At 38.2% G+C, this 21,655-nt stretch carries 23 protein-coding genes and 2 tRNA genes; 17 read left to right on the top strand and 8 right to left on the bottom strand.

Going from position 1 to position 21,655, the window contains the following annotated elements:
• The first annotated feature begins 148 nt into the window (after positions 1-148).
• Positions 149-1,813, top strand: a complete 1,665-nt coding sequence (gene ettA, locus WAE64_RS07075; protein WP_340235550.1) for an energy-dependent translational throttle protein EttA — start codon at positions 149-151, stop codon at positions 1,811-1,813.
• A 68-nt stretch (positions 1,814-1,881) separates the two neighbouring features.
• Here the strand turns inward: ettA and der are convergent, their stop codons facing one another.
• From der to era, 3 genes are all read right to left on the bottom strand, one after another.
• Positions 1,882-3,192: a ribosome biogenesis GTPase Der gene (gene der, locus WAE64_RS07070; RefSeq protein ID WP_340235549.1), complete on the bottom strand. Its 1,311-nt coding sequence runs from the start codon at positions 3,190-3,192 to the stop codon at positions 1,882-1,884.
• 201 nt (positions 3,193-3,393) lie between these two features.
• Positions 3,394-4,293 (bottom strand): DMT family transporter, encoded by a 900-nt coding sequence (locus WAE64_RS07065; protein ID WP_340235548.1) that lies wholly within the window; start codon positions 4,291-4,293, stop codon positions 3,394-3,396.
• Between the two features lie 51 nt (positions 4,294-4,344).
• Entirely contained in the window at positions 4,345-5,247 is a 903-nt protein-coding gene (gene era / locus WAE64_RS07060; RefSeq protein ID WP_340235547.1) for a GTPase Era, read from the bottom strand.
• An 86-nt stretch (positions 5,248-5,333) separates the two neighbouring features.
• On the opposite strand from era, the gene WAE64_RS07055 reads away from it, so the two are divergent.
• The 5 genes from WAE64_RS07055 (at position 5,334) to WAE64_RS07040 (ending at position 6,901) form a co-directional block, all read left to right on the top strand.
• A tRNA-Met gene (locus tag WAE64_RS07055) sits at positions 5,334-5,406 on the top strand.
• A gap of 288 nt (positions 5,407-5,694) precedes the next feature.
• Positions 5,695-5,913, top strand: coding sequence for an ISAon1 family transposase N-terminal region protein (locus WAE64_RS24775; RefSeq protein ID WP_422706256.1), 219 nt, complete (start codon positions 5,695-5,697; stop codon positions 5,911-5,913).
• A gap of 76 nt (positions 5,914-5,989) precedes the next feature.
• A complete protein-coding gene (locus WAE64_RS07050) occupies positions 5,990-6,403 on the top strand; it encodes a transposase (protein WP_340235718.1) in 414 nt (137 codons plus the stop codon).
• Complete coding sequence (locus WAE64_RS07045) at positions 6,390-6,668, top strand: transposase (protein WP_340235546.1); 279 nt, start codon at positions 6,390-6,392, stop codon at positions 6,666-6,668. The genes WAE64_RS07050 and WAE64_RS07045 overlap by 14 nt, the downstream gene beginning before the upstream one ends.
• Positions 6,644-6,901 carry a transposase gene (locus WAE64_RS07040; protein WP_340235717.1) on the top strand — a complete coding sequence of 86 codons (258 nt, stop codon included), beginning with the start codon at positions 6,644-6,646 and terminating at the stop codon, positions 6,899-6,901. The genes WAE64_RS07045 and WAE64_RS07040 overlap by 25 nt, the downstream gene beginning before the upstream one ends.
• Before the next feature lie 106 nt (positions 6,902-7,007).
• On the opposite strand, the gene WAE64_RS07035 is transcribed toward WAE64_RS07040, so the two are convergent.
• Positions 7,008-7,082, bottom strand: a tRNA-Val gene (locus tag WAE64_RS07035).
• Positions 7,083-7,337: 255 nt separating this feature from the next.
• On the opposite strand from WAE64_RS07035, the gene uxuA reads away from it, so the two are divergent.
• From uxuA to WAE64_RS07005, 6 genes are all read left to right on the top strand, one after another.
• Positions 7,338-8,537, top strand: a complete 1,200-nt coding sequence (gene uxuA, locus WAE64_RS07030) for a mannonate dehydratase (protein ID WP_340235545.1) — start codon at positions 7,338-7,340, stop codon at positions 8,535-8,537.
• Positions 8,538-8,586: 49 nt separating this feature from the next.
• Positions 8,587-9,594, top strand: coding sequence for a PfkB family carbohydrate kinase (locus WAE64_RS07025; RefSeq protein WP_340235544.1), 1,008 nt, complete (start codon positions 8,587-8,589; stop codon positions 9,592-9,594).
• Between the two features lie 31 nt (positions 9,595-9,625).
• Positions 9,626-10,294 (top strand): bifunctional 4-hydroxy-2-oxoglutarate aldolase/2-dehydro-3-deoxy-phosphogluconate aldolase, encoded by a 669-nt coding sequence (locus tag WAE64_RS07020; protein WP_340235543.1) that lies wholly within the window; start codon positions 9,626-9,628, stop codon positions 10,292-10,294.
• Between the two features lie 307 nt (positions 10,295-10,601).
• The gene (locus WAE64_RS07015) at positions 10,602-11,978 is read left to right on the top strand and encodes an MATE family efflux transporter (protein ID WP_340235542.1); all 1,377 of its coding nucleotides are present in this window, start codon (positions 10,602-10,604) and stop codon (positions 11,976-11,978) included.
• A 154-nt stretch (positions 11,979-12,132) separates the two neighbouring features.
• Complete coding sequence (locus WAE64_RS07010) at positions 12,133-13,956, top strand: ABC transporter ATP-binding protein (protein WP_340235541.1); 1,824 nt, start codon at positions 12,133-12,135, stop codon at positions 13,954-13,956.
• 5 nt (positions 13,957-13,961) lie between these two features.
• Positions 13,962-14,432 carry a regulatory protein RecX gene (locus WAE64_RS07005; RefSeq protein ID WP_340235540.1) on the top strand — a complete coding sequence of 157 codons (471 nt, stop codon included), beginning with the start codon at positions 13,962-13,964 and terminating at the stop codon, positions 14,430-14,432.
• Positions 14,433-14,441: 9 nt separating this feature from the next.
• Here the strand turns inward: WAE64_RS07005 and WAE64_RS07000 are convergent, their stop codons facing one another.
• From WAE64_RS07000 to WAE64_RS06985, 4 genes are all read right to left on the bottom strand, one after another.
• Positions 14,442-15,368, bottom strand: a complete 927-nt coding sequence (locus WAE64_RS07000) for an IS3 family transposase (RefSeq protein ID WP_340235716.1) — start codon at positions 15,366-15,368, stop codon at positions 14,442-14,444.
• An 8-nt stretch (positions 15,369-15,376) separates the two neighbouring features.
• Positions 15,377-15,556, bottom strand: coding sequence for a hypothetical protein (locus WAE64_RS06995; protein ID WP_340235539.1), 180 nt, complete (start codon positions 15,554-15,556; stop codon positions 15,377-15,379).
• Between the two features lie 13 nt (positions 15,557-15,569).
• Positions 15,570-15,779, bottom strand: coding sequence for a helix-turn-helix domain-containing protein (locus WAE64_RS06990; RefSeq protein ID WP_340235538.1), 210 nt, complete (start codon positions 15,777-15,779; stop codon positions 15,570-15,572).
• Between the two features lie 109 nt (positions 15,780-15,888).
• Positions 15,889-16,371: a lipocalin-like domain-containing protein gene (locus WAE64_RS06985; RefSeq protein ID WP_340235537.1), complete on the bottom strand. Its 483-nt coding sequence runs from the start codon at positions 16,369-16,371 to the stop codon at positions 15,889-15,891.
• A gap of 270 nt (positions 16,372-16,641) precedes the next feature.
• Between WAE64_RS06985 and WAE64_RS06980 the strand changes: the two genes are divergently transcribed.
• From WAE64_RS06980 to WAE64_RS06960, 5 genes are read left to right on the top strand one after another with little or no spacing between them, the layout of a single operon-like run.
• Positions 16,642-17,742: an efflux RND transporter periplasmic adaptor subunit gene (locus WAE64_RS06980; RefSeq protein ID WP_340235536.1), complete on the top strand. Its 1,101-nt coding sequence runs from the start codon at positions 16,642-16,644 to the stop codon at positions 17,740-17,742.
• Positions 17,743-17,769: 27 nt separating this feature from the next.
• On the top strand, positions 17,770-19,020 hold the full coding sequence (locus tag WAE64_RS06975; protein ID WP_340235535.1) for an ABC transporter permease: 1,251 nt from the start codon (positions 17,770-17,772) through the stop codon (positions 19,018-19,020).
• Positions 19,021-19,043: 23 nt separating this feature from the next.
• Entirely contained in the window at positions 19,044-19,718 is a 675-nt protein-coding gene (locus WAE64_RS06970) for an ABC transporter ATP-binding protein (protein WP_340235534.1), read from the top strand.
• Positions 19,718-20,743 (top strand): sensor histidine kinase, encoded by a 1,026-nt coding sequence (locus tag WAE64_RS06965; protein ID WP_340235533.1) that lies wholly within the window; start codon positions 19,718-19,720, stop codon positions 20,741-20,743. The genes WAE64_RS06970 and WAE64_RS06965 overlap by 1 nt, the downstream gene beginning before the upstream one ends.
• A gap of 1 nt (position 20,744) precedes the next feature.
• A complete protein-coding gene (locus WAE64_RS06960) occupies positions 20,745-21,524 on the top strand; it encodes a LytR/AlgR family response regulator transcription factor (RefSeq protein WP_340235532.1) in 780 nt (259 codons plus the stop codon).
• The last annotated feature ends 131 nt before the right edge of the window (positions 21,525-21,655 follow it).

The raw sequence follows: 21,655 nt of genomic DNA, 5'->3' as shown, positions 1-21,655 counted from the left end.
ATTCGCAGTTTTTTTGTATAATGCAAACTTGAATGACGATATTTGATACAAATTTTTATTTTAGGCACAAAAAAACCTGAAATATGCGATATTTTTTAAAAATTTAACATTGGAACATAAAAAACTCTCTAAGAAACCACATTAAACAATGAGTGAGCAAATTATTTTTTCGATGGAGCGAGTGAGTAAAATCATTCCTCCAAATCGTCAGATTCTCAAAAATATCTACCTTTCTTTTTTCTATGGTGCAAAAATAGGTGTCTTGGGTCTTAATGGTTCAGGTAAGTCGACCTTGCTGAGAGTTATTGCCGGCATCGATAAAAACATCAATGGTGATGTAGTTTTTTCACCGGGTTATACCGTTGGTTTACTTGAGCAAGAGCCCCAGCTAGACCCTACCAAAACCGTAAGAGAAGTAGTAGAAGAAGGTGTGCAGGAAATTGTAGATTTATTGAAAGAGTTTGATGATATCAACAATGCTTTTGCTGAACCTGATGCTGATTTTGACAAATTATTGGCCCGCCAAGGAGAGGTACAGGAAAAACTAGACCAGCTTGATGCATGGGAACTTGATACTCGTCTTGAACGTGCTATGGATGCGCTGCGTTGCCCGCCGGAAGATGCTAAAGTTGAAACATTGTCGGGTGGTGAGAAACGCCGTGTAGCACTTTGCCGCTTGCTACTTAAACAACCAGATGTATTGTTACTTGATGAGCCTACCAACCACTTAGATGCTGAGTCGGTATTGTGGTTAGAAGAGCACTTGCGCCAATACAAAGGAACTGTAATTGCCGTAACCCACGACCGCTATTTCTTAGACAATGTTGCTGGCTGGATTTTGGAATTAGATAGGGGAGAGGGTATTCCGTGGAAAGGTAACTATTCCTCTTGGTTAGAGCAAAAACAAAATCGTTTAGAAAAAGAAGAAAAAACAGAATCGAAACGCCAGAAGACTTTACAACGAGAGTTGGAATGGGTTAGAATGGCACCTAAGGCCCGTCAGGCCAAATCTAAAGCTCGTTTGGCTGCTTATGACCGTATGGTGAGCGAAGACAACAAAGAAAGAGAAGATAAACTAGAGTTGTTTATTCCGCCGGGGCCTCGTTTGGGTAACAAAGTAATTGAAGCTAAAGGCGTAAAAATGGGCTTTGGCGACAGATTGTTGTATGAAGATCTTAATTTCAGCTTGCCACAAAATGGTATTGTTGGTATTATCGGGCCTAATGGTGCGGGTAAAACCACTTTATTTAAACTGATAACTGAACAATTACAGCCATTAGAAGGTACTTTTGAAGTAGGAGAGACCGTAAAACTTTCTTATGTTGACCAGGAGCATAACCAATTAGATGCCAATAAATCGGTGTACGAAATGGTTTCGGGTGGTAATGACTGGGTGATGCTAGGCAACAAACAAGTAAATGCCCGTGGCTATGTAAGCCGTTTCAATTTTCAGGGGGCAGACCAGGAAAAGAAAATTGGAAACCTATCAGGTGGAGAAAGAAACCGTGTGCATTTGGCTATGATGTTGAAAGAGGGCGGAAACTTATTGCTGCTTGATGAACCTACCAATGATTTGGACGTAAACACATTACGTGCGCTAGAAGAGGGTCTTGAGAATTTTGCGGGTTGTGCCGTTGTGATTTCCCATGATCGTTGGTTCTTGGATAGAATTGCAACACATATTCTGGCTTTTGAAGGTAACTCACAAGTGTATTGGTTTGAAGGCAACTTCTCTGAGTATGAAGAGAACCGTCGTAAACGATTAGGTACTGATGTAACACCTAAGCGCATTAAGTATAAAAAATTGCAATAGTTATAATTAAGAAAGCCGCTCCAAGAGCGGCTTTCTTGTTAGAATTTCTTGTTTTTAGACTTTCTGCCTTATTTCTGCCTAAAAAACACCGTGATAGCTACGCCTTCGAAACCAAAGTTTTCACGTATTTTATTCTGTAAAAATCTTTCATAAGATTCTTTAACATACTGCGGTAAATTACAGAAAAATACAAACGTTGGCGAAGGGGTAGGTAACTGAATACAATACTTGATTTTGATTTGCTTACCTTTTAGCATTGGTGGTGGTGTGTTCTCAATGATTGGAAGCATAACCTCATTCAGTTTTGAGGTAGTAATTTTTTGGGTTTTGTTTTCGTGCACTTCCATCGCTTTTTCAATTACCTGAAAAATACGTTGTTTTTCTAAAACCGAAGCGAAAACAACAGGCATGTAGTTCATAGGAGCAATACGTTCCAGAATCTCCTTTTTCATGTTATCGGCAGTTTTAGAATCTTTCTCCACCAAATCCCATTTATTGATCATGAGCACAATACCTTTTTTAGAATTGTGTGCATTGGCAATAATACTAATATCTTGCGATTCTAAACCCTTTGAGGCATCTAGCAGTACAATACAAACATCAGAGTCTTCTAAGGCTTTTATAGAGCGTAAAACCGAATAAAACTCGATACTCTCGTGTACTTTGGCTTTTTTACGAATACCGGCCGTATCTGTCAGAATAAAATCTTTTCCGTACAGTTTATAGTGTGTATCAATGGCATCGCGAGTAGTACCTGCAATATCGGTTACGATACTACGGTCTTTACCTGTAAGTGCATTTAAGAATGACGACTTCCCTACATTCGGACGACCAAGAATTGCAATTCTCGGAATACCATCATTTGGGTTTTCGATACCATCATCTTCAAATTCTTTTACTACGGCATCAAGCAGGTCGCCTGTGCCACCACCATCAGCCGCCGAAATAGCATAGATTTCATCACCTAAGCCCATTTCATAAAACTCTGCTGCGGTTTGTTGACGCTCGAAAGTTTCGGCCTTATTGGCTACTACAAACACAGGTTTTTTTGAACGACGAAGAATATTAGCGAAGTCTTTGTCTAAGTCCGTCAAGCCTGTCATTGTATCAACTACAAACAAAATAAGACTTGATTCTTCAATAGCAATCTCTACCTGGTCACGGATAGCACCTTCGAAAGTATCTTCTGAGCCTACTACGTAACCCCCTGTATCAATAACTGTAAAATATTTCTCTGTCCAGACAGCTTGCCCGTAATGACGGTCGCGCGTTACGCCTGGCATATTATCTGTGATAGCCACACGGCTTTCAATAAGACGATTAAAAAGTGTAGATTTACCGACGTTCGGTCGGCCTACAATTGCAACAATATTTGCCATAAACCCCTGACCCTTAAGCGGGTATAAATTATATATGAAGACCTCTGAAAATAATAAAAAACAATTTTCCCAACGCCAATAAAGAGAGAGGTCTTTGATGTCTCTTTAAGTTTTGGGTATAAATGGGGCACAAAGATAGGGAAAACAGAGGGAATTCTGTTGAGTATCAACACAGTACAATAGCTTTGGGTTCAAAGATACTCAAAAAATTCCTTGAATATCCTGCCACGAAATCAAAGCAATTGCAACAACCGCCAATACCAGCCCGACTTTATTGAGATTACTGAGTTTTTCTTTAAAAAACAGCCATGCAATAGTAGCCGATACTATTATAACCCCTATATTATATATTGGATACACAAAAGCCCCGCTGTTACCAAAAGCCGACAAGGCCAATATCAGAAAGTAAAAAGATAAAAAATTAGGCACACCCAATGTAATACTTGCCAGTATGTTTTTGCCCGCAATTTTTTCTTTACCTCTTATCAACTGAATTATTAACGCAACTGCGCCAGCAATAACAGCACCTAGCACCATAACCAGTGTAACAGGCACAGTTCGGTCGGTAGAAGTAATGTATTTCAGATTAAGGTAATTGATAGCCGTATTGGTAATGCCATAAAGCACAAAAACCGAAATAGGCAATAGGAAATCGAGCCCTTTGCCTTTTATTTTTTCGTTGCTAGGTTTAAAGGTACTAAGCCCAACGGCTACCACGGCTAAAAATAAGCCCAGATAGTTTAGGCCATCGAACGTACGTCCATTGGCTTTGAGTACAAAAAGGCTAAAAAGAACCGGAATAACCAACGAAATATTATTAGCCAGCGAAGTAGCCGTAATGCCCATTTTTTGGGTTGACACTCCAGATAAAATAAATGTAACAATAAACCCTACGCCTAAAAACAATGCATAATAAGGCCAATCTTCCGAAAAGTTTAACTCGAAATGTTGTCCTTTAGGCATAAGTGCCAAGCCTGTGAGGAAACAAACCGGATAGTTGAACGCAATAGCCTGAAAAGTACTGATTTGGTATTTAGGATAAATACGGAAATTTATCAGCAACAATACCGAAAAAATAATACTAAGGATAAGGTAAATCATAATCTTTGTTTTTGGCAGAAATCAGACATTGTCGAATAAAACGTTTGTGGCTTATTCGTACCCAAATTTCTCTAATTTATTTCGTTTATTTCGCCAGTCAGGTTCAACTTTTATGTATTGTTCCAGAAAAATCTTTTTACCAAAAAACTTTTCCATTTCTTGTCGTGCTTCAATGCCTACTTTTTTGATTCTTTCGCCTTTGTGTCCCAACAAAATGGCCCGTTGTGTAGTACGCTCAACGTAAATTTCTGCACTTACCACAATCATGTCATCTTTTTCTTTGAAACTCGTAATGGCCACTTCGCAACTATAAGGCACCTCTTTTGTATAGTTAGTAAAGATTTTCTCCCTGATAATTTCGGCGGCAAAAAAACGCTCCGGTTTATCAGTCAACTCATCTTTCGGAAAAAACGGTGGATGCTTAGGTAAGAAATTAATGATTTTATCGAATAACTCCCCAACATTCTGCTGATGAAGCGCTGAAATAGCAATAATATCAGTCGCTTTAAAGTTCTCTCGCCAGTACGTTAGTTTTTCTTCTATCTGCTCAGGTTTGGCGAGGTCTATTTTATTGACAATTAATAAAATAGGTGTTTGGGTATGCTGTAATTTTTCGATAACATCATTTTCGTCATGTTTTTCAAAAATATCAGTTACGAACAATATTACATCGGCGTCGTCTAATGAGCCATGCACAAAATGCATCATTGATTTATGCAATTCATAAACAGGCTTTATGATGCCGGGGGTATCAGAATAAACTAATTGAAAATCGGTACCATTATGCACGCCATTTACAATACCCATAATGCGGTGGCGAGTGGTTTGTGCTTTAGATGTAATAATAGAAAGCCTTTCGCCCACTAATATGTTCATCAGGGTAGATTTACCCACGTTTGGTTTACCAACAATACTGATAAAACCAGCCTTATGATTTGGAGAAATTGTATCCACAAGAAAAAAATATTTGTTTTTTTGCAAAGATAGTTTTTTTATTTCAAAAAAAGCTCTACCTTTGCAGTCCCATTAAGGAACAACACCGCGGGATGGAGCAGTTGGTAGCTCGTTGGGCTCATAACCCAAAGGTCACAGGTTCGAGTCCTGTTCCCGCTACAAAGCAATAAAAGCACTGATAATCAGTGCTTTTCGCATTTTGATACAATCCAATTGATACTTGGTACAATGGATCAGTCCTAAAAGTTGTGGGGTAGGTAAATAATTTCGAGATTTGCATTTTAAGCAAAGAAAGATGCAAGAGAGTTATAGAGATATTTTGAAGTTGTTACTACCAGCTATTATAGTTGAGAATTTTGAGCTTACTTCCTACAATACTACCACAGAAGTAATACATTTATATCTGCAGGAAATTAATAAAATACCCAAAGAATTTGAAGGTCAAAGATTGGAATCGAAGCCTACGCGGCCCGAGGTTTCTTTGATGAGATTACGGTTCAGGATTTTCCTATCAGGGGACACAAAGTTTTTCTTCATATCAAGCGCCGTAGATGGTATAGTCATACACAGCAAAAAGTAGTGTATCGGAATTGGGATTTAGTAGCAGACGGCACTCGAATGACAAACGAATTTGCCGTTTTTTTAAAAGCTATCAATCGATTCTAATGCAGATGCTACTCAATCCATCGCTGGTTATTATGGAGTCAATGGTAAGAGACTGTAGGAGCAATATAAGAATTATCTGAGTGATTTTAAGAGTTGGTCTCAACGAAATCATGCTAAGAAATGGCTTCTTTTTCCACAGAATATAGGTAAGTATCTGTCTATTGACGAGACTAGTTTATCAGAAGGAGAACTATATACAATCCTGACCAATAAAGCAGCTAAAGGTAAAAAAGGTAGTATTGTTGCCATTGTAGCAGGTACTAAGGCAGAAACAGTGATTGATGTGTTACAGAAAATCCATGTTAATCTTCGTAAGAAAGTTAGAGAAATTACCTTAGATATGGCTGCTAATATGGAATTAATTGCCAAAAGAGCTTTCCCAAATGCAACAAGGGTCACAGACCGCTTTCACGTACAAAAACTAGCCACAGAAGCTTTACAGGAAATCAGGATAAAGCATAGATGGGAAGCATTAGATGCTGAAAAATGAAGCCATTGAACTAGCTAAGAAAAACAATACTGAATATCAACCAAAAATACTTCCAAATGGAGATATTGTTAAACAGTTACTAGCCAGGAGCAGATATGTGTTATACAAAAAAGAGAAAGACTGGACAGAAAATCAGAAACAAAGAGCCACATTATTGTTCGAGTTATATCCTGATATTAAGCAAGCCTATGACTTAACGATGAATCTTTCTTATATCTTTGAAGATACCAATGACAAGTTATATGCCGCAATGGAATTGGCCTAACAAGACTGGCTAAATGGCATGAGAAAGTAAGACAGGCTGGGTTTAAAGCGTTTAATACAGTTGCCCGCTCAATACAAAATTATTATAAAACCATTGTAAACTTCTTTGAGAATAGAAGCACTAATGCCTCAGCTGAATCTTTTAATGCAAAGGTCAAGGCACTAAGAAACCAGTTTAGAGGGGTAAGAAATATTACTTTCTTCCTATTCAGGCTTACGAAAATTTATGCTTAGTCCACAGCTTTTTCGCTTGAGCCCTTATAGTTAATTCTTGTGCAAATCTTGTGCAAATAAAAAAAGCACTTACAAGAAAAACCTCGTAAGTGCTTGATTATCAGTGTGGGAGTTACAGGATTCGAACCTGTGACCCTCTGCTTGTAAGGCAGATGCTCTGAACCAGCTGAGCTAAACTCCCTTTCGTTGTCGTCGTTCGGGAGTGCAAAGGTGCAGGATTATTTTTTTATTTCCAAATATCACAAAAAAAAAAGTTGAATATTTTTAAAATTCTTTATAAATTAATATTTTGAGTTTGTTAAGTACAATAAACAAGGTGGTTTCTTGTAATTTGCCATTGAGGGTGTCAAAATAATATTTATTCTTATCAAAATATTATTTGAAGACTTAGGCGCTAAAACCTAACTTTGCAAAGTATCATTTCAACCTTATACTTATGGCTCTTGAGCAAACCTGGCGTTGGTTTGGCCCAAACGACCCTGTGAGTTTATCTGATGTAAAACAAGCAGGTGCTACAGGAATAGTTTCGGCTCTGCATCATATACCAAACGGACAAGTCTGGACAAAATCTGAAATAGAAATCCGTAAAGCAGAAATAGAAAAACACGGCCTTGTGTGGTCGGTAGTAGAAAGTGTGCCTGTGCATGAAGATATAAAAAAGGCCTCGGGCAACTACAAACAGTATATCGAAAACTACAAAGAAAGCTTAGCTAACTTGGCAGCTTGTGGTATTGATACGGTATGCTACAATTTCATGCCTATACTGGACTGGACACGTACTGACTTAGATTATCCAATGCCCGATGGCTCTACCGCACTCAGATTCGATATGAACGAGTTTTGCGCTTTTGAGGTGTACATTCTAAAAAGAGCAGGTGCCGAGAAATCGTATTCAGAAAGCCAACTTGCTAAAGCTAAAAGTTGGTTTGAGAATGCCAGCGATGCAGATATTCATAGATTAACCAGAAATATTATTGCGGGTTTGCCGGGCAGCGAAGAGAGTTTCACGATAGAGGCTTTCCGTGATATGCTTGATACCTACAAACACATTGGAGATAAAGAACTTCGTCAGAATCTATATGCTTTTATTAAGGCTATTACGCCCGTAGCAGAAGAAAACGGCGTTTTGTTATCGATACACCCTGATGATCCTCCTTATCCGATTTTAGGTTTGCCTCGTGTAGTAAGCACAGAAGCTGATGCTAAATTGTTATTAGAGGCCGCCGAAAGTAAGTTCAATGGTTTGTGCTATTGCACAGGTAGCTATGGTGTAAGAGCCGATAACGATTTAGTGAGCATGGTAGAAAGGCTGGGTAACAGAATCAATTTTATTCATCTACGTGCTACTAAGCGAGATGCTGAAGGCAATTTTCATGAAGCTGACCACCTAACGGGTGATGTAGATATGTATGGTGTAATGAAAGCCTTGCTTATTGAGCAAAAAAGAAGGATAGACGAAGGCAGAAAAGATATAAGATTGCCTTTCAGACCTGACCACGGCCATAAAATGCTTGACGACCTGAATGCAGGCAAGCGAACAAACCCTGGCTATACTGCCATCGGTCGTTTGCGTGGTTTGGCCGAATTAAGAGGCCTTGAATTAGGTATTATTCGTTCTGCATTCCAGAATCAGTAATAATACCGTAACTTTATCAGAATAAAAATTAATTTCAGCACATAAGAAAATGCCTAAAATAGTAACCTTTGGCGAGATATTACTTCGTCTGTCAACACCTAATTTTCAGAAAATTGAGCAGGCACAATCGTTTAATGCTACCTTTGGTGGTACCGAAATGAATGTGGGCGCATCGTTGGTAAAATTTGGTTTTGATGCTACACACGTAACCTGCTTCCCCGATAACCTGATGGGACAAAAAGCCAAGGCTAATTTAAGGTTTTTGGGCATTGATACTTCTTATGTAAAATTACAAGGCGATAGAGTAGGGGTTTTCTTTCTGGAAACAGGTGCGGTAATGCGTGCCAGCCAGATTGTATACGACCGCATGGATTCGGCCTTTGCCAACCTTGATCCATCGTGGTTTAACTGGGAAGAAATTCTTCAAGGAGCCGACTGGTTTCATTGGTGTGGTATCACACCGGCTTTGTCGGCAGGTGCCGCTGCTGCTTGTTTAGATGCCGTAAAAACGGCTAAAAAACTGGGTATTACGGTATCATCAGATATTTATTACCGCAGTAACCTATGGAAGTACGGCAAAACCCCACAAGATATTTTACCAGAATTAGCGTCTTATTCTGACATTATATTGGCAAGCAGAAAGAACATTGAAGAAATATTCTCTTTGAAAGTAACAGCCGAAAAAGGTAAATTTGTAGAAGCCTGTAAATTGCTGATGGAGAAGTACCCGAATGTAAAAAAAGTAATAGATACCGACCGTGTACAGGTAAGCGCCTCACATAATCAGTATAACGCTAAAATGTGGAACGGTGATGTATTACTAGAAACCGAGTATCAGGATATTACACATATTGTGGATAGAATCGGTACAGGAGATGCTTTTCTAGGTGGATTCATTTATGGGCAAGTTGTTTTACAAGACGATATGAAGTCTTTACAGTTTGGCGTAGCAGCAGGCGCATTAAAACACACCATTGAAGGCGATCAGAATCTGGTAACTGTACCAGAGGTTGAATCGGTGATGGGAGGCGACAAATCGGGTCGTCTGAAACGTTAATTAATTAAAGAATTTTTCAAAAGAAACAATTATGGCACGATTCGATAAAAATACAACCTTAGCACAGGTAAGCAAAACAGGCTTAGTACCTTTATTTACACACAACGACCTCGACATTTGTCTGGGTGTATTACGTGCTTGCTACGAGGCAGGTGTGCGGGTATTTGAGTTTACAAATCGTACCGAAAACTCTTTCAATAACTTTACGCAGTTAATCAGCATAGCAGAAACCGAAATGCCCGAAATGATTCTGGGTATTGGTACTATTTATGACGCAGATACTGCAAGAAAATATATTAAAATAGGAGCCAATTTTATTGTAGCACCTATCATGAATCCCGAAGTAGGCGCTGTTTGTCAGGAAGCAGGTATTCCGTGGATGCCGGGTGTAATGACCGTAACCGAAATCTATAATGCCCGTTTGGCTGGTGCCGAGTTTATTAAGATATTTCCGGGTGAGGTACTAGGGCCGGGCTTCGTAAAAGCACTTAAAGCCCCAATGCCTGATGTGCAGGTAATGGTAACAGGTGGCGTATCGCCAACTGTCGAAAGCCTTAAAACATGGTTTGGCGCAGGTGCTAATGCCGTAGGTATTGGTTCACAATTAGTTCCGAAAGATGTATTAGCCGTTCAGGATTTTGCACAGGTTACAAGCATTGTTGCTAATGCCCTGAAAATCATTCAAGAGGTAAAAGCATAATAAAATACTGTTTGAGGTAATATTTGTTGCCTCAAACAGTTTTTTGAACAAAAACTTTATTTTCTAAACATTTTGCTTGAAAAAAGCAAAACTATATCTTTGTGGCACAAAACTAAAAAATACCCATGTTCGTGACCGCTTCAGTCCGTATCCGCTAGGGTGCGGAAAACCTTCTTTCTCTTTTTTATCGAGCCTTATTAATTGGCCCTGGTAAAACTATTCCTTATATCCTTTCATTATACGCAGTTTATACCTCCCAATGGGTTGGTGTTGTTTGTGTTTTATTTGTTATAAACATTAAAATTTCATGCGGAATTTTTTCAAATTACTGCTGCAGGCTATTCGTGGCGAAGAGCAGAATTATACAGAATTAAATCTTAATCGGGCTATTTTCCTTTTATCAGTGCCCATGATATTAGAGATGGTGGGTGAATCTCTGTTTGCCATTATTGATGCATTTTTTGTGGCACGTTATGTAGGTATTGAGGGTGTTGCTACGGTTGGTCTTACAGAGTCAGTACTTACACTGATATACTCAGTAGCTATTGGTTTAAGCACAGCAGCTACGGCCATTGTGTCTCGCCGAGTAGGAGAAGGCAACAAAAAAGAAGCCGGACAAGCCTTGGCACAGGTAATACTTATCTCGTTGATTTTTGGAATAATTGTAGGTATTTCAGGCTATGTATTTGCCGAAGATATTCTGCGTTTAATGGGTGGCGACGACCACCTGATTGCAAGCGGTGCTAATTTTACCCGTATTGTATTTGTCAGTAGCCCGTCTATTATTTTGCTTTATACACTCAGTGGTGCTTTGCGGGGGGCAGGCGATGCCTCAACAGCCATGCGGTCTATTATTCTGGCCAATTTTATCAATATAGGCATGGACTTTATCCTGATTCCGGTAATGGGAATGGGCGTAGAAGGTGCCGCTATTGCTACTAGCATTGGGCGCACAATTGGGGTTTTGTATCAGTTATATGCCATATTGCGTGGAAACGGTAATATGCAGATTGAAAGAAGCCAGTTTGCTCCTAATAAAGAGGTTATCAAAAGCCTCATCAATATTTCGGCAGGTGGAACAGGTCAATTCCTGATTCAATCAGCAAGCTGGATTTTCTTGACTCGGATTTTGTCGAATTTTGGTAGTGATGTAGTAGCTGGCTATACCATTGCAATCAGAATTATTGTCTTTACTATTCTACCATCGTGGGGGCTATCAAATGCTGCATCAACATTGGTTGGTCAGAATCTGGGAGCAGGTAAACCCGAGCGGGCAGAGGCTTCTGTCTGGAGAGTGGGTCTTTATAATATGGGTTTCTTACTCTTGGTTGGTATTATATTCTCGGTGTTTGCAAAAGATTTTATCAGTATTTTCAACGATAGCCCAAAAGTAGTTGATATAGGGGTATTATGTTTGCAGATTATTTGTTTAGGTTATGTTTTCTTTGGTTACGGCATGGTAATCGGGCAATCGTTAAATGGTGCAGGTGATACCAAAACGCCTACTATCATGAACCTGATTTGCTTCTGGGCACTCGAAATACCATTGGCTTATCTTTTTGCTAATGTGTTTAAGTGGGGGCCATCAGGTGTTTTCTGGTCAATTGCCATCAGCGAATCCATTCTGGCAGTAATTGCCATTTTCGTATTCCGAAGAGGTAAATGGAAAAATATGCAGGTATAAAATAGAGCCTATCGAAAGATAGGCTTGCTTTTTGGTAGGTGTAAAGCATAATTTTTGAACCTGCTGTTAGTAATATCATTACATCTTTTCGAACTTTGCACCTTTTAAAATTGTAGTATTTAGAAACTCGAAAAAAGAGTTTATGTGAGCCTCAATGAAGAATTACCTCAGATTACTTTCGTATGCCAAACCCCTTGGGAGTTTTATTGTTCCTTTTGTTCTAACCTCTTTAGTGGCTAGTATTTTTGGCGTACTGAATTTTACTTTATTAATCCCCGTATTAAGAGTACTTTTCGACCAAGTTGATGCGCAACAGTTAAGTGAAATGCTCTCGCCGGGGTCTGGCCTTAATGTTGTTAAGCAGTTTAATTTTTACTTTGCCAAATTCCTGAGCGAGCAGGGTAAACAAGGCGCATTAATATTTGTGTGTGGTGTTTTGGCTTTTACAATTATTACCTCAAATGTATTCAAATATATAAGTGTAAGACTTCTGGAGAATTTTAAGTCGAACATGGTGGCTAATCTCCGTCAAGAAGTATTCAATAAAGCCATTCATCTGCACTTGGGCTTTTTTAGCAATGAGCGTAAAGGGAATCTGATTTCTCGCATTGTAACCGATGTGCAAGAGGTCGAAAACTCTATTGCCAATACCTTTTCGGCGGCTATTAAAGAACTTTTTCTGTTTCTTTCTTTCATTTATGCCTTATTTGCTATCTCGTGGAATCTCACGCTTTTTGCCTTGCTGGTTATTCCTATTTCAGGTATTTTTATTTCTACCTTGGTAAAAAAGATGAGACACAATGCCGGAGAAGGCCAGCAGCGATTAAGTAATTTAATAAGCCTGATGGACGAAGTTTTTGGCGGTATGCGTGTAGTGAAGGGTTTTGTGGCTGAAAAATTTGTAACAGAGAAGTTCAGAGAAGAAAACCAGGCTTACCGTGAATCTATCTTTAGTTTGGCTGCCAGACGAGAAATGGCTTCGCCTTTCTCTGAGATTATGGGTGTTTTTGTAGTAATTGGCATCTTGCTTTATGGCGGTTCTTTGATTCTGTCGAATGATTCTGGCCTTGAAGCTGCCGAGTTTATTACTTATATCGGTATTTTCTCGCAGGTGATGCGCCCGGCAAAAGATATTTCGAATGCCTTTAGCTCGGCCCAAAGAGGTTTGGCATCGGGTGAAAGAATATTAAGTTTAATTGATAGTGAATCATCAATTAAGGATGCGCCTGATGCCATTGAGTTAAAAGATTTCAAGCAGAATGTAGCATTTAGTAAAGTAGGTTTTTCTTACGATAGCAACATTCAGGTACTAAAAGATGTTGATTTTATATTGCCTAAAGGAAAAACCGTTGCATTGGTTGGCTCGTCGGGTGGAGGAAAATCTACCATTGCCGACCTTGTACCAAGATTCTATGATCCAACTGAGGGTGAAGTACTGATAGATGGCATTAACCTTAAAAACGTATCTCAGCAATCGCTCCGTGATTTAATGGGGATTGTTACGCAGGAAGCCGTTTTGTTTAATGATAGTATATTTAACAACATTGCTTTTGGTAAAAATGTATCGGAGGCTGACGTAATACAAGCGGCTAAAATAGCCAATGCGCACGATTTTATTATGCAACAGGCTGAGGGCTACCAGACTATTATTGGTGATAGAGGCACAAAGCTATCAGGCGGGCAACGCCAACGCTTGTCTATTGCCAGAGCGATATTACAAAATCCGCCGATTCTCATACTAGACGAGGCCACTTCGGCGCTCGATACCGAATCAGAAAAACTCGTACAAGATGCCTTGACTAAGCTCATGGAAAACCGAACTACGCTGGTAATTGCCCACCGCTTAAGCACTATTCAGAGTGCCGACCAAATTCTGGTAGTGCACAGAGGGGGTATTATTGAACGTGGTACGCATGAAGAACTACTGCAAATTCAAGATGGATTCTATAAAAAACTAAGTTTGATGCAGACCCTCTAAAGCTTATGATTATCAGGAAAGATGCGCTCGTAAAAGCGGCTAATTTTTGTGCATATCAGGAACGAACACAGGCAGAAGTGCGTGAAAAGCTGAAAAGCCTGGATGTAGAAGGCGACGAAGCTGACGAGATTATTGTGTATCTGATTGAAGAAAATTACCTGAACGAAGGGCGTTTTGCCAAGATATTTGCAGGCAGCAAGTTTCGGGTAAAACGCTGGGGGCGGCAAAAGATTCTGTTTGAATTAAAAGCCCGTAAATTATCAGACCATTCGATAAGAGAAGGATTAGCCGAAATAGACGATGATGATTATATGGAGACATTAAAGACCATTATCGAAAAGAAAAAACATGAACTCCGTACCGAAAAACAGCCTTTAATTTTGAAGCAAAAACTGGCACGCTATGCCATGAGCAAAGGCTTTGAAGGTGATTTGGTTTGGGATATTATCAATAAGATTGTGTCTAGTCCTAAATAAGCGATACATTTATTTAGATTTAAGATATTCATTTAAAGGGCTCAATTGTGTATAATCAATTGGGCTCTTTTTTTTATAATTTCGGATTTTCACTTCACATTGTTGATGCATTTGTTGTGGCGTTTTATAGCCGCAAGAATAATGAGGTCTGATTTGGTTATATATATTAACACTATTTTCGACTAATTGACTCATGGTTTTCAGGTCAATATTCCTATCATATCCAATAAATTCTTGTTTAAGAATTCCGTTTACCCTCTCGGCAATAGCATTAGCATAAGGGTCATAACTTTCAGTCATACTACAAGTAATTGAGTTCTTATTTAAAATTTTCTGGTAGTCTGCACTGCAATATTGAAATCCTCTATCAGAGTGATGTGTTAAACTTGCTTTTCTATAACTTCTATTTTTTATTGCCATCTTTAGCGCTTCTACCGATGCTTTCGTTTCTAAAGTGTTAGCAACCTGATAACCAACAATTTTTTTCGAATAAGCATCCGTCACTAATGATAAATACATTGGGTTTGCTCTATTACCAATATAAGTTATATCACAGACCCATATTTGCTCTGGCCTATTTGGAGTCACATTTTCAATTAAATTCTTATGTTTTTTGAAACGATGATCTGAATCTGTTGTAATGTGATAACTCCTTTTAGGCTTGATTAATAGATTGTTAGCTCTTAAGATAGAAAATAATTTATCCCTGCCAACCTTGAGAGGTTTCAATTTGTCTAACAATAAATAAAATAACTTTCTGGTACCGATTCGAGGCATTTGAAGTCGAATATCTCGAACCATATCTAGTACTTTATCAATTAACTTCCGTCTACGTGTGTTAATATGAATTGAACGATAATAGACTTGTCTATTAATCCCAAGCAATCTACATAAGCCTGTCAAGCTCTCGTTTTGTTGAGTCTTGTATCGATTGATTGCTTGGGTTAATACTTTTTTCTGATGGGAATTTTGAACTCCTTTTCAGCAATATCTATCATCATATCAAAGAATATAGCCTTCTTATCTGCTTGCTCAACTTTCTTTTCAAGCTCTTTCTTTTGCTTTTCTAAGAGAAGAACCTTCTGCTCTAATTCTAACAATTTTTGGTCTTTAGATTTGGGCATCTTTTGAGTTGATTTATTTATCCAGCTTAGGCAGCCCCGTCAATTTACCATATTTTCGAAGCCAAGTCGTAATTGTAGAATGAGATTGTATCCCATATTTGCGAGCGGCGGCTTTTATTCCCAATTCTCCGTTCTCAACCTCTTGAACTACGGCTAATTTAAAAGCATAACTGTAATCTTGCTGTGTACGTTTAACATACTGACTTTCATTTGTTTCTTTCATAACATTACTTTTATTGTAACGCTAGTTCAGGACGGGACATTGTAATAAAATAAGAAAACCGGCTCTTGTAAGGGCCGGTTTTCTTATTAAGTCTTTTTTTAAGTCGCTCTTATTGTTTTGTCATAACTACTCTGGTGGTTGTAGTTACACCGCCATCAGTATCGGTTTCAGTCCACGACATAGTGTTGCCACTAAAGCTTACAGTCATCGACGATTGCTGTCCATCACTATCAGTAAGAATTAGCTGGTCGCCTTTTAATTCATACTTAGACTGTGTAATATCACCTACTACATCATCTACATCACCTTGGCAAGCAGCAGGAACCGTTCCTGAAACAGTACCATTAGCATTAAAGATAATAACGATGTCTTTAAAGCAAGGTAAAAATGCTGTGATAATTGGGAACTGGTCTACTTCAGGAGAGCTACCTTCTTTAACAAAAAGGTTAGTGAATTTCCAGCTACCTACTATTTGTCCCTGTGGTGATGGATCACCACCGTCATCTTTTTTTGAACAGTTCATTACTGCCAATGACAATGTTGCTAAAGCTAGCAATACTGTAAATTTGCGGATTACAGAAGAAAATTTCATGAAAATCGTCTTTGGATTAAAAATAAATTAAACTGCCACGAATATACGACTATCATATCTATGCACAAGAACATTTGAGTAAAAGCCATTAAATTATTTATCGAGCGGTCGCTAGCTTACTTATGGGTCTCAATGCTGTTTTCTTCCGTTTCGTCTATAATTTCTTGATGATTTTCTAAATTACATTTCTATTTGTACAATAGAACAGTAAGCCCAGCTTATTGATAAGTTTATATAAGACACGTAAATCGTCTCATTGACATCATACACATGAAGCAGACCATCATTTCTCTGTTTAGCACTATTTTTTTTCTGATTTCCTGCAATAACGATAAAGACCAGGAAACTTCGCCGCAATATAGATCTTTGACCGAAGCCGTCTATGCTTCGGGCAACATATACCCCAAAAACGAATATAAACTTACGGCCAATGCCGATGGTTTTCTGGTTCGTCAGACAGCATTTGAGGGAGACGTAGTTTCAAAAAATCAATTGATATTTCAATTAGAAAGTATTTCGCAAGATGCTCGTCTAGAGGCATCGAGCAATATTTTACGCCAAGCCGAAGCCAACTATGGCGATAACTCTCCGGTGTTGGCCGAACTCACATCTCAACTTCGTAATGCACGCACCAAACTAAGCAACGACTCTATCAATTTTAATCGCTATAAAGAATTATACGACCGTAGTGCTACTACTAAAATAGAATATGAGCGCGCAGAACTGGCATATCAAACCTCAAAAAATGATGTGATTGCTCGTCAGAAAGCCTTGCAAAGAACCAAAAGCCAATTGTATGTAGATTTACAAAATTCGCAATCGTCCTTTCGGGTAAATGCTCGTGAGGGAGATAATTTCAGAATAAAGACCTTTGAGGCTGGGAAAATCTATGAAATCTACAAAAAACAAGGCGAGCTGGTACGCAGAGGCGAACAAGTGGCATTGATTGGCGATGCAAACGAAATATATGCCCAATTGGCCATTGACGAGAGCGATTTCGTAAAAGTAAAAATAGGGCAGGAGGTGTTAATAAAAATTGATGTGTATAAAGATAAGGTCTTTAAGGCAAAAGTAAGCAAACTATACCCTAAACTAAATAAAGCTGACCAGACATTTAGGGTAGATGCCGAGTTTGAAACAGATAAACCCAACGCCTATTATGGCATGACACTAGAAGCCAATATCATTATTTCGCAGAATGCCCGTGTGCTTACCATTCCAAAAAACTACTTGGTAGGTAACGATTCGGTTTGGATAGAGCAAAATGGCGATAAAAAGAAAATCAGAATTATAAAAGGTGTCGAAAACCTTGATTTGGTTGAGATTAAAGGTGGTCTTCACGAGAAGTCAATTCTTGTGAGAGAAAATTAAGCATTGCGTATATTTAAAACTAACGAAATGAACATCAGAATATCTCTTCAAATCGCAAAAACGCATTTGCTTACCAAAAAAAGACAAACCCTCATTGCTATGCTTGGGGTTACTTTTGGCATTGCCATGTTTATAGTCATGATTTCTTTCATAAAGGGTGTTAATAAATTTCTGGAAGACTCTGCGCTTGATGCTACCCCACATGTTAGAATGTATAAAGAAATCACGAGTAATCACCCAAGCCTGATAGATGAGGTGAATCCGGGAGCATTTAATGTTATCCATCATCAATTACCTAAGAACGAACTAGCCAATATAAAAAATGGATTACAAATTGTAGCAAATATTGAAAAAGACAAGGCCGTGTTGGGGGTGTCGCCACAAATTGGCTCACAGGTATTTTTTAATAAAGGGCCAATTCCGGTAGCAGGGCAAATAGCTGGTGTTGATATTCTGAAAGAAAATAAGCTATATAATATTAAACGACGAATAAAATCGGGTAGCATGGAAGCCCTGCTTTCTAATTCAAACGGGATTTTGATGGGGAGTATTCTAGCAAGGAATCTAAATGTGAAAGTTGGAGATAAATTGACAATTACTACTCCAACAGGAAACCTGAAACTGGTAAAGGTAGTGGGTATTTATGGATTTGGTATTCAGACTGTTGACGGCGTAAGATGCTATGCTAATATGTCGATGGTTCAGGAGATTCTGCAAAAAGATAAAAGCTATGTAACAGATATTCATATCAAAATGAAAGACTCGCAGGCTGCTATTGCGTTTGCCAAAGTGCTGAAAAATCAATATAAATATGAAACACAAGACTGGGCCGAAGCTAATTCAGCTTTTATGACCGGAGATAAAATACGAAATGCAATGGTAGTTATTGTGTCTATCACGCTGTTGGTGGTGGCGGGTTTTGGTATCTATAATATCATGAATATGAATGTTATAAATAAAATGAAAGACATTGCTATTCTGAAAGCCACAGGTTTTGGCGGTAAAGATATTGTAGCGGTTTTTCTGATTCAATCTATTATCATTGGGGTATTAGGTGCTTGTCTGGGCTTGTTGATAGGTTTTTCGTTGAGTTATTTATTATCTATTACGCCTTTCAATGCCGGGGATTTTTTGGATGTAAAGACTTTTCCAGTCATTTTTAATATAAAATACTATTTGATGGGTCTGGCCTTTGGAGTAGTTACAACTATTCTGGCCGGATATTTACCGGCACGCAAAGCAGCTAAAATAGACCCTGTAGCAATTTTGAGGGGGTGATAAGTTTCAAACTAATAAGTACAATGAAAGTTCTAGCAGCAAATCATATAAATAAATACTTCTACGAACCAGAAAAGTTTCAGGTTCTGAAAAATATATCTTTTGAGGCTCGCAAAGGAGAGTTTCTTTCTTTAGTCGGGAAATCGGGCTGCGGAAAGTCTACACTGTTGTATATTCTTTCAACAATGGATACCGACTATGAAGGAACACTGGAAATGAATGGCGAACGCCTCACCGGAAAAACACAAGACCAACTGGCAGCATTCAGAAATGAGCATCTGGGTTTTGTTTTTCAGTTTCACTTTTTATTGCCCGAATTTACGGTTTTACAAAATGTGATGCTGCCTGCATTGAAACTGGGAAAATACTCTGCCAAAGAAGTAGAAGAGCGAGCCTATCAGAAACTAAAACTGGTTGATATGCACAGCCATGCGCTAAAGCAATCGTCTAAACTTTCGGGCGGCCAGCAACAGAGGGTGGCCATAGCCCGTGCTTTAATTAACGACCCGACAATAATAATGGGAGATGAGCCTACGGGAAACCTTGACAAGAAAAATTCGGAAGTGGTGTTTAATATTTTCAAGCAGATTGCGCATGAAAATCATCAAACAATTATTACAGTAACGCACGACCCCGATTTTGCAAAAGGAAGTGATAGAATAATAGAGATGTCTGATGGACAAATCATAAGCAGCTAATGAAACAGAAAAACAAAATAATAGGCCTATGTGTATTTGTCTTTGTGTGTATTTCTACCCTTTTTAGGTGGTATGTATTTGAAGTCGATGCTAAAACCAATCTGATACTAGCTTTAATTTCGGTAATTGTACTTACAACTACCATCATTTTTTTCGAGAAACTATATGCTTATTTTGATAAGATTTTACCTTATGATGGTGGTATTGTTCGTCGGCTGATTCTGCAGATTTTTATTACTTTTATCTTTCTGAATATACTTACCCAATTTATAGTATATATGGCTATTCATATATTCAGAATCGAAAAAGTTGATAGCCTGGTTCATAGTGAATACACACAATTGGCTCAAATAGCAGGATATTTTACACAATTACTAGGTGTAATGTTAATGAATGTAGGCCATTTTACTTATTATTCTTTGCAGAAGTGGCGAGAAAATGCCTTAAAAGCATCGAATTTAGAAAAAGAGAAATCTCAAGTACAGTTCGATAATCTAAAGAATCAACTCAACCCTCATTTCTTATTTAATAGTCTTACCTCTTTAGATTCACTTATTCAAGAAAATCCGCCACTGGCAAGAGATTTCTTACAGCAATTATCTAAGGTTTTTCGCTATGTATTAAAAAGTAAAGAAAAAGGACTGGTGAGCCTTGAAACTGAACTTGAGTTTATCAAACACTATATAGGCCTACTCAGAACACGTTTTGGGGAATCATTACAAGTAAAATTTAGTATTGCCGAAGAGGACTTAGATTTACATATTACGCCAGTTACGTTGCAAATATTAATAGAAAACGCCATTAAACACAATGTTATCAATGAGAATAACCCCTTGATTATCTGTGTTAAAAGTGAAGGTAATATGCTTGTAATTGAGAATAATATACAAAGAAAAAAACAAGTAGAATCTTCTAATGGACAAGGATTGATAAATTTGCGAGCATTATATAGTTTCTTGAGCGAGAAAGAAATTATGATAAGTGAGCAGGAAAATATTTTTGTTGTAAAAATACCCTTGATTTAGCATGACGATACTTATTATTGAAGACGAACCATTAGTTGCCAAAAATCTGGAAAAACTGGTACAGGAATTAGAGCCTCAGGCTACCATCGTAGCCACTATTGGTAGTGTAAAAGATACCCTGAGTTGGTTTAAAATACACCCTACACCTAGTATAGTTTTATCTGATATTCAGCTTTCAGATGGAGTAAGCTTTGATATTTTTCAGGAAGCAAACCTGAACTGCCCTATTATTTTTACAACTGCCTACGATGAATACGCCATCAGAGCCTTTAAGCTCAATAGTATCGATTATTTATTGAAACCTATTGATAAGGCCGAATTGAAATGTGCATTTGATAAATTTAAACGTATTAACCCAACTGATAGGGCCGATATATATCAGGTGCAATTAGAAAGTCTGCTTCTTGACCTCAAAAACAAAGCACATAAGTACAAAACCAGATTTACGGCGCATTACCAGCGTAGCATTGTGGCTGTGCCCGATACCAAAGTTGCTTGTTTTTATAGAGATGAGGTAATATGGTTACAAACTATTTCGGAAGCTGATAGCCAACGCCTAATAACCGATTATAATTCTTTAGATGAAGTAGAAGAATTACTAAACCCCGAGCAGTTTTTTCGGGCAAATCGTAAGTTTGTAATCAACAAGGTGGCTATTGAAAGTTATCGAACACACTTTACTGGCAAAATAGAATTAAAACTATTGGTGCCCACCAAAGAAGAAATCATTATCAGTAAAGAAAAAGCTCACCTGTTCAGAGCCTGGTTTGAACTAGGGTAAGACATAAATCAATCATAATTTTCTATCCTTCCAAAAACTTTTACACTTTGTTGAAATTAAATGCAACAATAGTGAAGAAGTTCTTTTTTACATTATTATACTTTTGTCTTCAAATAAAGCCTAACTATTTG

The organism is Emticicia soli (assembly GCF_037860775.1).
Taxonomy (GTDB): Bacteria; Bacteroidota; Bacteroidia; order Cytophagales; family Spirosomataceae; genus Emticicia; species Emticicia soli.
Note: the sequence above shows the minus strand (reverse complement) of the source record. Positions and strands in the feature narration are given on the sequence as shown.

Bases quoted from the DNA above. Each gene is read 5' to 3' on its own strand.
- uxuA (WP_340235545.1), top strand. From the start codon at position 7,338: ATGGCTCTTGAGCAAACCTGGCGTTGGTTTGGCCCAAACGACCCTGTG.
- WAE64_RS07015 (WP_340235542.1), top strand. From the start codon at position 10,602: ATGCGGAATTTTTTCAAATTACTGCTGCAGGCTATTCGTGGCGAAGAG.
- WAE64_RS07065 (WP_340235548.1), bottom strand. From the start codon at position 4,293: ATGATTTACCTTATCCTTAGTATTATTTTTTCGGTATTGTTGCTGATA.
- WAE64_RS07005 (WP_340235540.1), top strand. From the start codon at position 13,962: ATGATTATCAGGAAAGATGCGCTCGTAAAAGCGGCTAATTTTTGTGCA.
- der (WP_340235549.1), bottom strand. From the start codon at position 3,192: ATGGCAAATATTGTTGCAATTGTAGGCCGACCGAACGTCGGTAAATCT.
- WAE64_RS06975 (WP_340235535.1), top strand. From the start codon at position 17,770: ATGAACATCAGAATATCTCTTCAAATCGCAAAAACGCATTTGCTTACC.
- WAE64_RS07025 (WP_340235544.1), top strand. From the start codon at position 8,587: ATGCCTAAAATAGTAACCTTTGGCGAGATATTACTTCGTCTGTCAACA.
- WAE64_RS06985 (WP_340235537.1), bottom strand. From the start codon at position 16,371: ATGAAATTTTCTTCTGTAATCCGCAAATTTACAGTATTGCTAGCTTTA.
- WAE64_RS06960 (WP_340235532.1), top strand. From the start codon at position 20,745: ATGACGATACTTATTATTGAAGACGAACCATTAGTTGCCAAAAATCTG.
- WAE64_RS06970 (WP_340235534.1), top strand. From the start codon at position 19,044: ATGAAAGTTCTAGCAGCAAATCATATAAATAAATACTTCTACGAACCA.
- WAE64_RS07020 (WP_340235543.1), top strand. From the start codon at position 9,626: ATGGCACGATTCGATAAAAATACAACCTTAGCACAGGTAAGCAAAACA.
- ettA (WP_340235550.1), top strand. From the start codon at position 149: ATGAGTGAGCAAATTATTTTTTCGATGGAGCGAGTGAGTAAAATCATT.
- WAE64_RS06990 (WP_340235538.1), bottom strand. From the start codon at position 15,779: ATGAAAGAAACAAATGAAAGTCAGTATGTTAAACGTACACAGCAAGAT.
- WAE64_RS07045 (WP_340235546.1), top strand. From the start codon at position 6,390: ATGCTGAAAAATGAAGCCATTGAACTAGCTAAGAAAAACAATACTGAA.
- WAE64_RS06980 (WP_340235536.1), top strand. From the start codon at position 16,642: ATGAAGCAGACCATCATTTCTCTGTTTAGCACTATTTTTTTTCTGATT.
- WAE64_RS07010 (WP_340235541.1), top strand. From the start codon at position 12,133: ATGAAGAATTACCTCAGATTACTTTCGTATGCCAAACCCCTTGGGAGT.
- WAE64_RS06995 (WP_340235539.1), bottom strand. From the start codon at position 15,556: ATGCCCAAATCTAAAGACCAAAAATTGTTAGAATTAGAGCAGAAGGTT.
- WAE64_RS06965 (WP_340235533.1), top strand. From the start codon at position 19,718: ATGAAACAGAAAAACAAAATAATAGGCCTATGTGTATTTGTCTTTGTG.